Raw genomic sequence first — 14902 nt, forward strand, 5'->3', positions numbered from 1 at the left:
CATGGTGAGCCGCGTAGAGAGAGGTCCGCTGGCGGACTGGTTCTGGACGATCGATCGCCTGTTCCTGATCACCTTTGTCCTATTGATGGGCATTGGCCTAATGTTGTCCTTCGCCGCCTCTCCGGCCGTCGCAGAGCGCCTCGGTCTCGACAGTTTCCACTTCGTCAAACGCCACGCATTTTTCATGCTGCCGGCTCTTACCGTGATGATCGGGCTTTCCTTCCTGTCGCCGCGCCAGGTCCGCCGGACCGCCATGGTGCTGCTTGCGACGGCGCTGATCATGATGGTGCTGGTGCTGTTCGTCGGCGTCGAGGTCAAGGGCGGACGTCGCTGGCTGTCATTGCTCGGCATGTCGATCCAGCCGTCCGAATTCATGAAGCCGGCTTTCGTGGTGATCTGCGCCTGGCTGTTTGCCGAACATGCGCGGCAGCCGGAAATTCCGGGCAATCTCTTCGCCATTCTGCTTTTCGGCATGACGGCCGCCCTTCTGATTGCCCAGCCGGACCTCGGCCAGACGATCCTGATCGGCAGCGTCTGGAGCGCCATGTTCTTCATGGCGGGAATGCCATGGCTCTGGATCGTGGTGCTCGGCGCGCTCGGTGCCACCGGCTTCTTTGGTGCCTATGTCACCCTTCCGCACGTTGCGGGGCGCGTGGACCGGTTCCTGACAGGGGAGGGCGACACCTTCCAGGTGGACACGGCGCGTGAGGCGATCATCCGTGGTGACTGGTTTGGCCAGGGACCGGGCGAGGGCATCGTCAAGCGGATCATCCCGGACAGCCACACCGACTTCATTTTCTCGGTCGCAGCCGAAGAGTTCGGTATCGTCTTCTGCATGGTGCTGGTCGCCATTTTCGGCTTTCTGGTGCTGCGCGGCTTGAGCCATGCCTATCGCGAGCGCAACGACTTCAATCGCCTGGCGGTCGCAGGTCTCGTTCTGTTGCTCGGCATCCAGTCGATGATCAATATTGGTGTCAATCTCGAATTGCTGCCGGCCAAGGGCATGACGCTGCCGCTGATTTCCTATGGTGGCTCTTCGATGACGGCGATCTGCGTGACCGCCGGCTTCATTCTCGCGTTGACGCGACGACGGCCGGAAAAACGGGCCCAGGAGCGGAGCCTGTTCCGCTCAGTGGCCGGCGTTCCGGCGGAGTAAAACATGTCCAAGGGTATCGTTCTTCTGGCCGCCGGTGGGACCGGTGGCCATCTCTTTCCGGCAGAGGCGCTGGGTCACGAGTTGAAGCGGCGCGGCTACAGTGTGCATCTCGTCACCGACAAGCGTGCCGAGCGTTTCGCTGGTGCCTTCCCGGCCGACGAGATCCACACCGTGTCTTCGGCGACCATCGGGTCGCGCAATCCGGTTGCCATGGCCAAGGCTTTGCTGACGTTGTGGCGTGGTTACCGCGAGGCGAAGGCTTTGATCACCCGGTTAAAGCCGAAGGCGGTGATCGGCTTCGGCGGTTATCCGACCGTGCCACCGGTTTTTGCGGCCACCAGTCTCGGCGTGCCGACAGCCGTGCATGAGCAGAATGCCGTGATGGGGCGCGCCAACCGGCTGCTCGCCTCCCGTGTCGACGCGATCGCCGGTGGCTTTCTGGCGCCGGTTGGCACCTATCGCTCCAAGATGCGGTTGACCGGCAATCCGGTGCGTCCTGCCGTGATTGCCGCGTCAAGCGTTCCCTATGTGCCCTCGGGCGAAGGGCAGTCTTTCCGGCTGGTGGTCTTTGGCGGAAGCCAGGGCGCCCAATTTTTCTCGGAGGCCATTGCTCCGGCCGTGGCGACACTGCCTGCCGACTTGCGGGCTCGGATGGTCGTGACGCAGCAGGCGCGGCCTGAATACGCTGCGCAGGTGAAAGATGCCTATGCGAGCCTCGGCGTGCCGGCTGACGTCGCTCCCTTTTTCACCGACATGGCGGAACGGCTGGCGGCTGCGCATCTGGTGATCTGCCGCTCTGGCGCCTCGACGGTTTCGGAACTCGCGGTGATCGGACGTCCGAGCATTCTTGTGCCTTATCCGCATGCGCTCGACCACGACCAGTCGGCCAATGCGGCGGCACTGGCGGCCAAGGGCGGTGCCCAGGTCATCGCTCAGGCGGAGCTTTCGCGCGAGCGGATTGCGGCCTTGTTGAGCCAAGCGATGGAGAACCCCGAATCGCTCGCCTTGACGGCTGCTGCCGCGAAAAGCACGGGCAAGCCTGATGCGGCCGGCTTGCTCGCGGACCTCGTAGAGGCTATTGCCGCCGGCAAGGGCATTGCCCAGCGGAACGGAGCCATACAATGAAAATGCCGAAAACCATCGGTCTGGTCCACTTCATCGGGATCGGCGGGATCGGGATGAGCGGGATCGCGGAGGTCCTGCACAATCTCGGACACAAGGTTCAGGGATCTGACCAGTCGGAGAGCGCCAATGTCCAGCGGTTGCGCGCCAAGGGCATTGAGGTTTTTGTCGGCCATACGGCGGAAAACCTCGGCGAGGCCGAAGTGGTCGTCGTTTCGACAGCAATCAAGAAGAGCAATCCGGAACTGATCGCTGCGCGCGAAAAGCTTCTGCCGATCGTGCGGCGTGCCGAGATGCTGGCCGAACTGATGCGCTTCCGCAATGCGATCGCCGTCGGCGGGACGCATGGCAAGACGACGACGACTTCGATGGTTGCTGCCCTACTGGATGCCGGCGCGCTCGATCCGACCGTCATCAATGGCGGGATCATCAATGCCTATGGCACTAATGCCCGGATGGGCGAGGGCGAGTGGATGGTGGTCGAGGCCGACGAATCGGACGGCACCTTCCTCAAGCTCCCTGCGGATGTTGCCATCGTCACGAACATCGATCCGGAACATCTCGATCATTACGGCACCTTCGACAATGCGAGGGCAGCCTTCCGTCAGTTTGTCGAGAACGTACCGTTCTACGGCTTCGGCGTGATGTGCCTGGATCATCCGGAAGTGCAGGCGCTGGTTGGCCGGATCGAGGATCGCAAGGTCATCACCTATGGCGAAAACCCGCAGGCCGATGTGCGCTTCTCGAATGTCCGTCTCGATGGCACGCGCTCGATCTTCGACGTCGAGATCCGCCGTCGTCGCACTGGCCGCGTGTTCAGCTTCAAGGACCTCGTCCTGCCGATGCCCGGCCGGCACAATATCTCCAATGCGTGCGCGGCGATTGCCGTCGCCAATCGGTTGGACATTTCGGAAGAGGCGATCCGCAAGGGGCTCGCTGGCTTCGGCGGCGTCAAGCGTCGCTTCACGCTGACCGGAACGGCAAACGGTGTCCAGGTCTTCGACGACTACGGACACCATCCCGTCGAGATCAAGGCAGTGCTGAAGGCTGCGCGGGAATCCTGCAAGGGCCGGATCATCGCCGTACACCAGCCGCACCGCTATTCGCGCCTCGCCAGCCTGTTTGACGACTTCGCCAATTGCTTCAATGATGCCGACACCATCTTCCTGTCGCCGGTCTATGCCGCAGGTGAGGATCCGATTGAGGGCGTCGATTCGGAAGCGCTCGTGTCGCGGATCAAATCCAGCGGCCATCGCGACGCGCGCTACTTGGCCGCGCCGGAGCAACTCGCTTCTCTCGTCGCGGGCATTGCGCAACCGGGTGATTTCGTGGTCCTCTTAGGCGCTGGCAACATTACGCAATGGGCGGCTGCCCTGCCGGCGGAACTTGATGCAATTTCGGGAAAGTCTTGAATGAAACAGGTGGATGGGGAAAAGCTGCTGGCCTCGCTCGGCCCAGGCGTCAATGAACTCAAGGGACGGCTGACGCCGGATGCGCCGATGGACCGCGTCACGTGGTTCCAGGCGGGCGGTCTTGCCGAGCTGATGTTCCAGCCGCATGACAGCCAGGACCTCATCACCTTCCTGAAGCTGCTGCCAGAGCATGTGCCTTTGACCGTGATCGGCGTCGGCTCGAACCTGCTGGTTCGCGACGGTGGCATTCCGGGTGTTGTGGTGCGCCTGTCTGCCAAGGGCTTTGGTCAGGTCGAGCTTGCCGGTGAAAACCGCATCCGCGCTGGTGCCATCTGCCCGGACAAGCATATCGCCGCCATGGCCATGGACAACAGCATCGGTGGCTTCCATTTCTACTACGGCATTCCAGGCTCGATCGGCGGTGCGGTGCGCATGAATGCGGGTGCCAATGGCGGCGACACGGCCGGACGGCTGATCGAAGTCGAAGCCGTGGATCGCAAGGGCAACGTGCATGTCCTGTCAAATGCCGACATGGGCTACAGCTATCGACATTCTGAAGCCTCCGGCGATCTGATCTTCACGCATGCAACTTTTGAAGGTTATCCGGAGGACCGGGCCAAGATTCGTGCGGACATGGATGCGGTGCGCCATCACCGCGAGACCGTGCAGCCGGTGAAGGAGAAGACCGGCGGATCGACCTTCAAGAACCCCGAGGGGCATTCTGCCTGGGAACTCATTGACGAGGCCGGTTGCCGTGGTCTGATGATCGGCGGCGCCCAAATGTCGTCGCTGCATTGCAACTTCATGATCAATGCCGGCCATGCGACTGGCTACGATCTCGAATATCTCGGCGAGACCGTGCGTCAGCGCGTGCTTGAGCATTCCGGGGTGAAGCTGGAATGGGAAATCAAGCGTCTGGGCATTTTCATGCCGGGCCGCGAGGTCAAGCCGTTCATGGGCGCCGTGACGGCGTGAACCTGAGCGCCTTGCAACCGGCGTCTGCGTGAAATCTTAACTCGGAGCCATTACGCTCTTTCGCGAAATGGGGGCTGTGATGGCTGCGAGTGTACATGCGTGGATTATACGGCAGCTGACGCTGGGTGAGTTTTCGTCACGCCGGGCGGTCCTCGCCAAGGCCGTGGTGATGGCCGCAAAGATTGCTGTCTTCGCCTATATCCTCAACATCCTCTCGCATTTCGTTCTCGTTGCCTTGAATCTCCTGCCCTATGATCTCTGGCCGGCGCTTGTTATCGCGACCGTTCTCACGCCGCCCGTATCCTTCGTCGTTGCCGTAATCGCCTATAGCGTTGTCGGCCTGGCCATCTACGATCTGGGACTTTCCAACCAGCGTTTCGAAATGCTCAGCCGCACAGACATGCTGTCCGGACTGATGAATCGCCGTGCCTTCCTGGAGGAGTTCGAGCGCGTGCGAGGCCGGACGTGTCTGGTTCTCTTCGATATCGATCGGTTCAAGGCCATCAATGACGGGTTGGGCCACAAAGCCGGTGACGATGTCATCGCCAAGGTGGCGCAGGTGTTGACGACCGTTGCGCCGCCCATCGCCCAGGTTTCCCGCCTCGGAGGCGAGGAGTTCGCCGTGCTGCTGCCTGGAACGACAGGCGCTGAAGCGCTCGCGGTGGCAGAATCGATGCGTGAGGCCGTCGAGGCGACAGTGTTTACGGGCCCCGCAAATCCGTTCTCGGTCACCGTTTCCGGTGGCATCGCCGAAGGGCTTGCGGAGCTCGGGTTCAGCGAGATCTTCTCGCATGTCGACCGTGCGCTTTATCTGGCAAAGGCTGCTGGCCGGAACCGAATCGTGCATACCAACGCCCTTCAGGATGCAGCGCTTGGCGCGACCACCGCCGAATTGCTGCCGGTCATTGCGAACGAGACGCGCCGCTTGGCCTGACTTCTTAACGTTCCAATTTTTCTTTATTTCAACGGGTTATGCCTGTTTTATCAACCGCTGTCTGCGCGGGTGGCCATCTCCCGCGTCCACCAAAGTTAACGAAAGTAAACGCTTCATTAACCTTAATGTTGTTCAACTGACATGGAAGAGATCGGAGCAGCCAGAGGGGCTGTGGGTCGGTCGAGTGATTATTTTGCGAGGCGTTTTATGAGTGGCAAGCATGTCGCGGTTTTGATGGGTGGAATTTCATCGGAGCGCCCGGTCAGCTTGTCGTCCGGGACCGCCTGCGCGGCTGCACTCGAAGGTCAGGGCTACACGGTGACGCGAGTGGATGTTGGTCGTGACATCAGCCGCGTGCTGGAGGCACTGAAGCCCGACGTCGCCTTCAATGCCTTGCATGGTCCGTTTGGCGAGGATGGCACCATTCAGGGTGTGCTTGAATATCTTGAGATCCCTTACACGCATTCCGGCGTGCTTGCTTCGGCGCTGGCCATGGACAAGCGGCAGGCAAAGATTGTCGCTGCCCAGGCTGGCATACCTGTTGCCGAAGCCGTCGTCATGAACCGTTTCGACATCGGCAACACGCATCCGATGGCGCCGCCCTATGTCGTCAAGCCGGTCCGCGAAGGCTCCAGCTTCGGTGTCGTCATCGTGCGCGAAGACATGGCTCATCCGCCGCAGATCCTGACCTCCAGCGAGTGGCGCTATGGCGATCTCGTGATGGTCGAGCGTTATGTCGCCGGCCGTGAGCTGACATGCGGTGTGATGGATGGCAGGCCGCTCGGCGTGATCGAGGTGGTGCCGCTTGGTCACGGCTTTTACGACTATGACTCGAAGTATGTCGCGGGTGGCTCGCAGCACATACTTCCTGCGCAAATTTCACCGAAAATTTACCAAAAAATACAATCATTGGCGGCTGAGGCGCATCGGGTGATCGGGTGTCGTGGAGTGAGTCGGTCAGACTTTCGCTACGACGACCGTTTCTCGGAGGATGGTGATCTGATCTGGTTGGAGCTTAACAACCAGCCCGGCATGACCCCGACCTCGCTTGTGCCGGAAATGGCTGCCCATGAGGGTATCGCCTTTGGTGAGTTTGTAAGTTGGATGGTGGAGGACGCATCGTGTTCTCGATGAGTGGCAACAGGGTGGCTGAGGGTGCGGGCGGATATTCCGCCATGCCGACCGGCGCGGGTGAGGGGGTGGTTCTGCCGCGTCCGCTTCGCCGTATGGTGCGTTCCGTCGCCAGTCTCTGTTCTGGCCGTATCCCTTTGCCGCGCCATCTCGGCAAGATTTCTCTCGCCGGTTTCTACTCGGTTGTGGCGCTTCACGGCGTCATCGTTGGCGGCCATGGGCCTGAGGTGATGCAGTCCCTCACGTCGACTGCGGGCTTCTCCATCGAGGATGTTCGTGTTTCCGGCAACCAGCACACGTCCGAAATTGATATTCTTCAGCTTCTCGGGCTCGATGGCGCTTCCAGCTTGCTTGAGCTTGATATCGCAGGTGCCCGCAAGGCGCTTTCCGATCTCCCGTGGGTCGAATCGGTCGAGGTTCGCAAGATCTATCCGGGCACGGTCGAGGTGATGCTGAAGGAGCGTCAGGCCTACGCGATCTGGCAGCATGGTTCGGACCTGTCCATCATTGAGCGCTCGGGTAGCGTGATCGCACCGCTGCGCGACAACAAGTTTGCCTCGCTTCCGCTTTTCGTCGGCCGCGATGCCGAAACGGCGGCGGCGGCCGTCGAAGAGGAATTTTCCAAGTGGCCCGCGATCGCCTCTCGGGTGAAGGCTTTTGTCCGGGTTGCCGGACGTCGCTGGGATGTTCATCTGGACAACGGCATCATCGTCAAGCTGCCGGAAGATCACATCGCCGAGGCGCTCGCCCTTCTGACCCGGTTCGACCAGGAGCAGCAGGTCCTGTCGCGCGATATCGCCGCCATCGACATGCGTCTTCCCGATCGTGTCGCTGTTCGTCTGACACCGGAAGCGCAGGAGCGTCGCCAGGTCGTCGTCGATGCTCGTACCAAGGAACTCAAGAAGCTGGAGCAGAAGATATGAGTATCTTTGGTGGCTCCTCCTTCGGTCTGCCGCGCACCAAGCCGCTGTCTTCCAAGCGTGCCCATGTTGTCTCGGTTCTCGATGTCGGTACGACCAAGGTCGTCTGCATGATCGCACGGCTGACTCCGCGTCGTGAAACCTCGGTTCTGCCTGGCCGGACCCACAACGTCGAGGTGATCGGGCTCGGCCATCAGCGCTCTTACGGCATCAAGTCAGGCGTCATTGCCGATCTCGACGCGGTTGAGAATGTCGTGCGTCTTGCCGTCGATGCGGCGGAGCGCATGGCGGGTCTCACCGTCGAGAGCCTGATCGTCAATGTTTCGGCCGGTCGCATCGGCTCGGACGTCTACACCGCGACGATTGATCTCGGTGGTCAGGAAGTCGAGTCTGGCGATCTGCGCAAGGTATTGATCGCTGCCGGGCAGAAGTCGCAGGGCAATGACCGCGCCGTGCTGCATTCGCTGCCGACTGGCTTTTCGCTTGACGGCGAACGGGGAATCCGTGATCCACTGGGAATGTATGGCGACGTCCTCGGCGTCGACATGCATGTGGTCACAGCCGAACGTGCAGCGCTCCGCAACCTGGAACTCTGCATTAACAGGGCTCACCTGACCGTCGAGGGCGTGGTTGCTACGCCTTATGCCAGCGGCCTTGCTGCCCTGGTCGATGATGAAGTTGAGCTCGGTTGCGCGGCGATCGACATGGGTGGTGGCATGACCACCATCTCGGTCTTCGCAGAAGGCAAGTTGATCCATACGGACGCCATCGGGATCGGCGGTCACCATGTGACGACCGATCTGGCGCGCGGGCTTTCGACCCGTATCGAGGATGCAGAACGCCTGAAAGTCGTTCACGGTTCGGCTGTCGCCAACGGCGCCGATGATCGTGAAGTCGTGTCCGTCCCGCCGATCGGCGAGGATGATCGCGATCAGCCGACGCAGGTGCCGCGGGCTCTGCTGACCCGGATCATCAGCGCGCGTATCGAGGAAACCCTCGAACTGCTGCGCGACCGGATCCAGAAATCGGGCTTCTCGCCGGTTGTCGGCAAGCGGGTCGTTCTGACGGGTGGTGCGTGCCAGCTGACCGGTATGCCGGAAGCAGCGCGCCGCATTCTCGCCAGGAACGTGCGTATCGGTCGTCCGATGGGCGTGTCGGGTCTTCCCGCCGCTGCCAAGGGCCCAGCCTTCTCGACCGCAGTCGGGTTGACGATCTATCCGCAGATGGCGGACCAGGAAACTCATGCCGGGCAGGGTGGGTTGTTCTCGCCCTTCGGCAATGGAAGCAGCCGGATCGCCCGTATGGGCCAATGGCTGAAAGAGAGTTTTTGAGCTTGCCCACCGACCGCAAGGTTCGGCCAAGGGAAATCTGTTGAAATGACATGGCCGGCTTGGCGATGCGGCCGGAAAAAGAAGGAACGGGTACCATGACCATCAAGTTGCAGAAGCCAGACATCACTGAGCTGAAGCCACGCATCACCGTGTTCGGTGTCGGTGGCGGTGGCGGCAATGCCGTCAACAACATGATCACCGCTGGCTTGCAGGGCGTCGATTTCGTCGTCGCCAACACGGATGCCCAGGCGCTGACCATGACCAAGGCCGAGCGCATCATCCAGCTCGGCGTGAACGTCACCGAGGGCCTCGGCGCCGGTTCGCAGCCGGAAGTCGGCCGCGCTGCTGCCGAAGAATGCATCGATGAAATCATCGATCACCTGAACGGGACCCACATGTGCTTCGTCACCGCCGGCATGGGTGGTGGTACCGGCACTGGTGCCGCCCCGGTCGTCGCCCAGGCCGCCCGCAACAAGGGCATCCTGACCGTCGGCGTCGTCACCAAGCCGTTCCACTTCGAAGGCCAGCGTCGCATGCGGCTTGCCGAATCCGGCATCGAGGAACTGCAGAAGTCCGTCGATACCCTGATCGTCATCCCGAACCAGAACCTGTTCCGCATCGCCAACGATCGCACCACCTTTGCCGACGCCTTCGCCATGGCAGACCAGGTGCTCTATTCGGGCGTTGCCTGCATCACCGACCTGATGGTCAAGGAAGGCCTCATCAACCTCGATTTCGCTGACGTCCGTTCCGTCATGCGCGAAATGGGTCGTGCGATGATGGGCACCGGCGAAGCATCGGGTGAAGGCCGCGCCATGCAGGCCGCCGAAGCCGCGATTGCCAATCCGCTGCTCGACGAAACCTCGATGAAGGGCGCCCAGGGCCTGCTGATCTCGATCACCGGTGGCCGTGACCTGACCCTGTTCGAAGTTGACGAAGCCGCGACCCGTATCCGCGAGGAAGTCGATCCGGACGCCAACATCATCCTCGGTGCAACCTTCGACGAAGCGCTCGAAGGCATCATCCGCGTGTCGGTCGTTGCGACCGGCATCGACCGCGCGGCTCTGGCTTCCAAGGGCTTCGAGGCCGCACCGCTGACAAAGCCTGCTATGCGTCCCTCCGCGGCCGTTGCTCCGGCACCGGCCGCATATCAGCCTGCAATGGCGCAGGCCCCCAAGCCGACCATGGATCCGGTCGCAGACACCATTCGTTCCGCTGAAGCCGAGATGGAACGTGAACTCGAAATCGCAGTTGCCCGCCAGTCGGCCATGAACCAGCAGCCGCAGCCCGCTGCCCAGCCGGAATTCCGCCCGGCCAGCAAGCTGTTCGCCGCCCCGGCACAGGAAGCCGCTCCGGCCCCGCAGATGATGCAGCCGGTTGCTCCGGCTCCCGTCATGAGCCAGCCGGCTCCGATGATGCAGCAGCCGGCACCCGTCATGCAGGCGCCTGTCGCGCCGGCACCTGTTGTTGCGGAGCCCCGCATGGCCGAACCGGTCCGCATGCCCAAGGTGGAAGACTTCCCGCCGGTGCTGCGTGCTGAAATCGATCACCGCGCCCATGCTGCCGCACCTGCTGCCCAGGATGATCGTGGTCCGATGGGCCTGCTGAAGCGAATCACCAATTCGCTCGGCCGCCAGCACGAGGAAGAGCCTTCGATGGGCGACATGACGGGTTCTGCTCCGGCTGCATCGTCGCAGCAGCGCCGCCCGCTCTCCGCCGAGGCCAGCCTCTACGCACCGCGTCGCGGCCAGTTGGACGACCTCGGTCGCGCAACGCCGGCTCGCGCCACGAGCGAAGACGACCAGCTGGAAATCCCGGCCTTCCTGCGCCGCCAGACCAACTGAGGCTCGCCTCAATTGCATGCTTCCGGACCCGGGCTCGCAGCCCGGGTTCTGTCGTTTTCGGGCGGCTTTTCCTGAGCGAAATTCTTGACGAATTTCAGTTGGTTGACTTCGTTACACAGCGAAAGAAACAGTGATTTGGTAATGACGCCGGACACTCGTATGTATGAAATCGAAACAGGGCCATGTTTTAGGTTCTCCTCAGGTAAACTTCGGCGCATGTGAGGGCTTCGGCTCCGGCGCCTCGCAGATCAGGACAACAGGAATGGCAATTGCCTTGCTCGGATTTCAGACCACGATCGCAGCGCCGCTTTCGCTGACAGGGATCGGGGTTCATTCGGGCCGCGACGTGACGATCACGTTCCTCCCGGCAGAAGCCGGCAGCGGCATCACCTTCGTCCGGCAGCATGATGACGGTAGCACCAGCGAATATCGCGCGGTGTCGGCCCATGTCGGTAATACCGACCTTTGCACCGTTCTCGGCACCAATCCCGCCCGTTCCATCGCCACCATCGAACACGTCATGGCCGCCATCTACGCGCTCGGTCTCGACAATCTCGTGATCGAGGTGGACGGTGCGGAGATGCCGATCATGGACGGCAGCTCGGAAGTGTTCATCGACGCCATCGAGCAGGTTGGGATCACCAATCTCGGCGTCAAGCGCCGCTATATCCGCGTGACCAAGCCTGTTCGCATCGAGGCCGGATCGTCCTGGGCTGAATTCCGTCCGTATGATGGGACCCGATTCGAGGTCGAGATCGATTTCGACAGCAAGCTGATCGGCCGCCAGAGCTGGGCGGGTGAACTCAATGCCGAGACCTTCAAGACGCAGCTGTCGCGTGCCCGCACCTTCGGTTTCATGCGCGATGTCGAACGTCTCTGGGCCGCCGGCTTCGCACTTGGCTCGTCGCTGGAGAATTCCGTCGTCATCTCGGACGACGACACCGTTATCAATGTCGAAGGCCTGCGTTACGAGAAGGACGAATTCGTCCGTCACAAGACGCTGGACGCCGTCGGTGATCTTGCGCTGGCCGGTGCCCAGTTCATCGGTTGCTATCGCTCCTATCGCGGCGGCCACAAGCTGAATGCCAATGCGCTGAAGGCTTTGCTGAGCGATCCGACGGCTTACGAAGTGGTCGAGGCTCCGAGCCGCAACCTCAAGGTCCGGGCGCGTGAATTCGTGCCGGTCCAGGTTCCGGAATTTGCTCCCTGGACTGCGTGATCGACACGTCCATGCAATTGCGACCTTGTCTGCGCCGGCTTTCTCTGGGAGCCGGCGTTGTCGTTTCTGCGGTGCAACGGTCGTCCAAGTCTGGCGCGATCGCGACTTTCTCCAGCGCGCGTCACAAAAATGCGCTAAATCATCATCACTGCGTTGCCCTAATGCTGCTTTTGCGGCTAGAAACGCCATCTGAAAGCGACGGCTCATGGGCGGCGCTGCAATCGGGATCTTTCGAATGAGTCATGTAGGGTCGGTCGTTGTGAAGAAAGCCGTGCGTGTTGCAGGCCTCTGCGTCTTGATGTCGGTTGCAGGCGTTCTCGCCAGCTGCCAGTCGGACCCGGATATCGACATCACCAAGCTTGCGGCAGAAACCGATCCGCCGGAGGTGCTCTACAATCAGGGCCTCGCCAATATCAAGGCGGGCAACATGAGCGAAGCTGCGCGCAAGTTCGATGCGGTCGACGCCCAGCATCCGTTCTCGGAATGGTCGCGCAAGTCTCTGGTGATGAGCACCTTCACCAAGTATCGCCTCGGCCGCTATGCCGATGCGATTGCGACCGGTAACCGCTACATGAACCTCTATCCGAAGTCGGAAGATGCCGCTTACGCGCAGTATCTCGTCGGCCTGTCCTACTGGAAGCAGATTTCCAGCGTGACGCAGGATCAGAAGAATTCGGTCAAGACGATCGAGGCGATGCAGCGCGTTGTCGACGAGTTCCCGAACTCCGAATATGTCGACGATGCTCAGGCCAAGATCCGATTCGCCCGCGACCAGCTCGCCGGCAAGGAGATGCAGGTCGGCCGCTACTATCTGGAGCGCAAGGAATATCTCGCGTCGATCCAGCGCTTCCGCGTGGTCGTCGAGCGTTATCCGAATACCAACCAGATCGAAGAGGCGCTGGCACGTCTGGTCGAGGCCTATTATGCCATGGGCGTAGTGCAGGAAGCGCAGACGGCCGCTGCCGTACTGGGTCACAACTACCCCGACAGCCAGTGGTATGCCGATTCCTACCAGCTGCTGCAGAAGGGTGGCCTCGAGCCGCGTGAAAACGCCGGTTCCTGGATCGCACGCGCCGGCAAGCAGCTGCTGACCGGCTCCTGAGGCCCCTTCGTTCGCAAGTGAGATCCTGAGCCCATGCTGGTCCAGCTGTCGATCCGTGATATCGTCCTGATCGAACGGCTGGATCTTGCTTTCGAAACCGGCCTCTCCGTGCTGACCGGCGAAACGGGCGCCGGCAAATCCATTCTGCTCGACAGCTTGTCCCTGGCCCTTGGTGGCCGGGGTGATGGTTCGCTCGTCCGTCATGGCGAGGACAAGGGACAGGTCACGGCGGTCTTCGACGTTTCAGGAAGTCACGCGGCTCGCGCACTGCTCAAGGGCAATGGTGTCGATGACGATGGCGACTTGATCTTCCGGCGCGTCCAGTCGGCCGATGGCCGCACACGCGCCTATATCAACGACCAGCCGGTCAGCGTGCAATTGATGCGGCAGGTCGGCCAGTTGCTGGTTGAAATCCACGGCCAGCACGACGACCGGGCACTGACCGATATCGACGCCCACCGCATGCTGCTCGACGCCTTTGCAGGTCTCACTGACGAGGTGGTGACGCTGGGTGAAAGTTATCGCCGGTGGCGCGATGCCGAGCGCAGCTTCAAGACCCACAAAGCCAAGGTGGAGGCTGCAGCGCGCGAGGCCGATTATCTGCGCGCTTCCGTCGAGGAACTGGAGGCGCTCTCGCCGCAGGACGGCGAAGAGGATGAACTCGCCGAGCGTCGTTCGCGCATGCAGAAATCCGAGCGAATCGCCGGCGACATTTCGGAAGCCTCCGACTTCTTGAACGGCAATGCCTCGCCAGTGCCCCATATCGCCTCGCTGATGCGCAGGCTGGAGCGCAAGAGCCATGAGGCGCCCGGTCTGCTGGAAGAGACCGTGCATCTCCTAGGCTCCGCGCTGGACACGCTGTCTTCGGCGCAGATGGAGGTGGAGGCCGCGCTGAGGCGGACCGAGTTCGATCCCCGCGAACTGGAGCGGGTCGAAGAACGGTTGTTTGCCCTTCGTGCTGCGGGCCGCAAATATGCCGTGGCTGTTGCCGACCTGCCGGCACTTGCCGAAAAGATGGTGACCGATCTGGCCGATCTCGACGCTGGCGAGGAGCGCCTCGGACAGCTCGAAGCCGCCGTCCGCGAGACGCGGGCGCATTACGATCATCTCGCTCTGCAGCTTTCCGACAAGCGCCGCCATGCGGCATCGGCGCTTGCCGATGCGGTGATGCAGGAGCTGCCGGCGCTGAAGCTGGAGCGCGCGCGTTTCATGGTCGAAGTGTCTACGGATGCCGAGGCTGCCTCTGCCGAGGGCATCGACACTGTCGAATTCCACGTCCAGACCAATCCGGGCACGCGACCGGGACCGATCATGAAGGTGGCGTCGGGCGGTGAACTGTCGCGTTTCCTTCTGGCGCTCAAGGTGGCGCTTGCCGATCGCGGCTCTGCGCCAACCCTGGTTTTCGATGAGATCGACACAGGCGTGGGTGGTGCGGTGGCGGATGCCATCGGCCAGCGGCTGAAGCGGCTGGCGGATCGGGTGCAGGTGCTTTCTGTCACCCACGCACCGCAGGTGGCGGCGCGGGCCTCGACCCATTTCCTCATCTCCAAGGGGCCAGCGGGCGATCAGGGCGACAAGATCGCCACCCGGGTTGCCGTGATGGAGCCGGAACATCGGCGCGAGGAGATCGCGCGCATGCTGGCTGGCGCTTCGGTCACCGAGGAAGCCCGCGCCGCAGCTGCCAAACTTCTCGCAGGCGAGGCGTGATCGAACCGATCGCACCGCGTTTCGTTGCATTGTTTCCTGGAAACTGTTT

12 protein-coding genes are annotated in these 14902 nt (G+C 61.8%); all 12 read left to right on the forward strand.

Going from position 1 to position 14902, the window contains the following annotated elements; all coding sequences use genetic code 11:
- The first annotated feature begins 1 nt into the window (after position 1).
- The 12 genes from ftsW (at position 2) to recN (ending at position 14853) form a co-directional block, all read left to right on the forward strand.
- Positions 2 to 1156, forward strand: a complete 1155-nt coding sequence (ftsW, locus tag DFO46_RS05370) for a putative lipid II flippase FtsW (RefSeq protein WP_110790783.1) — start codon at positions 2 to 4, stop codon at positions 1154 to 1156.
- A 3-nt stretch (positions 1157 to 1159) separates the two neighbouring features.
- Positions 1160 to 2281 carry an undecaprenyldiphospho-muramoylpentapeptide beta-N-acetylglucosaminyltransferase gene (gene murG, locus DFO46_RS05375; RefSeq protein ID WP_120276596.1) on the forward strand — a complete coding sequence of 374 codons (1122 nt, stop codon included), beginning with the start codon at positions 1160 to 1162 and terminating at the stop codon, positions 2279 to 2281.
- Positions 2278 to 3690, forward strand: coding sequence for a UDP-N-acetylmuramate--L-alanine ligase (murC, locus tag DFO46_RS05380; RefSeq protein ID WP_110790781.1), 1413 nt, complete (start codon positions 2278 to 2280; stop codon positions 3688 to 3690). Before murG ends, murC begins: the two co-directional genes overlap by 4 nt.
- Positions 3691 to 4665 (forward strand): UDP-N-acetylmuramate dehydrogenase, encoded by a 975-nt coding sequence (gene murB, locus DFO46_RS05385; protein WP_110790780.1) that lies wholly within the window; start codon positions 3691 to 3693, stop codon positions 4663 to 4665. It abuts the gene before it with no gap.
- A 79-nt stretch (positions 4666 to 4744) separates the two neighbouring features.
- The gene (locus DFO46_RS05390; protein WP_120278148.1) at positions 4745 to 5599 is read left to right on the forward strand and encodes a GGDEF domain-containing protein; all 855 of its coding nucleotides are present in this window, start codon (positions 4745 to 4747) and stop codon (positions 5597 to 5599) included.
- A gap of 207 nt (positions 5600 to 5806) precedes the next feature.
- Positions 5807 to 6733 (forward strand): D-alanine--D-alanine ligase, encoded by a 927-nt coding sequence (locus DFO46_RS05395; protein ID WP_120276597.1) that lies wholly within the window; start codon positions 5807 to 5809, stop codon positions 6731 to 6733.
- A gap of 41 nt (positions 6734 to 6774) precedes the next feature.
- Positions 6775 to 7653, forward strand: a complete 879-nt coding sequence (locus tag DFO46_RS05400; protein WP_245422601.1) for a cell division protein FtsQ/DivIB — start codon at positions 6775 to 6777, stop codon at positions 7651 to 7653.
- A complete protein-coding gene (gene ftsA, locus DFO46_RS05405; protein ID WP_120276599.1) occupies positions 7650 to 8981 on the forward strand; it encodes a cell division protein FtsA in 1332 nt (443 codons plus the stop codon). Before DFO46_RS05400 ends, ftsA begins: the two co-directional genes overlap by 4 nt.
- A 95-nt stretch (positions 8982 to 9076) precedes the next feature.
- Positions 9077 to 10825, forward strand: coding sequence for a cell division protein FtsZ (gene ftsZ, locus DFO46_RS05410; protein ID WP_120278149.1), 1749 nt, complete (start codon positions 9077 to 9079; stop codon positions 10823 to 10825).
- A 262-nt stretch (positions 10826 to 11087) separates the two neighbouring features.
- The gene (lpxC, locus tag DFO46_RS05415; RefSeq protein WP_120276600.1) at positions 11088 to 12044 is read left to right on the forward strand and encodes a UDP-3-O-acyl-N-acetylglucosamine deacetylase; all 957 of its coding nucleotides are present in this window, start codon (positions 11088 to 11090) and stop codon (positions 12042 to 12044) included.
- Positions 12045 to 12279: 235 nt separating this feature from the next.
- Positions 12280 to 13146 carry an outer membrane protein assembly factor BamD gene (locus DFO46_RS05420; RefSeq protein ID WP_110791013.1) on the forward strand — a complete coding sequence of 289 codons (867 nt, stop codon included), beginning with the start codon at positions 12280 to 12282 and terminating at the stop codon, positions 13144 to 13146.
- Positions 13147 to 13179: 33 nt separating this feature from the next.
- Entirely contained in the window at positions 13180 to 14853 is a 1674-nt protein-coding gene (gene recN, locus DFO46_RS05425; protein WP_120276601.1) for a DNA repair protein RecN, read from the forward strand.
- The last annotated feature ends 49 nt before the right edge of the window (positions 14854 to 14902 follow it).

Origin of the sequence: Rhizobium sp. AG855 (assembly GCF_003610655.1) — a bacterium.
GTDB classification, from domain to species: domain Bacteria; phylum Pseudomonadota; class Alphaproteobacteria; order Rhizobiales; family Rhizobiaceae; genus Allorhizobium; species Allorhizobium wuzhouense.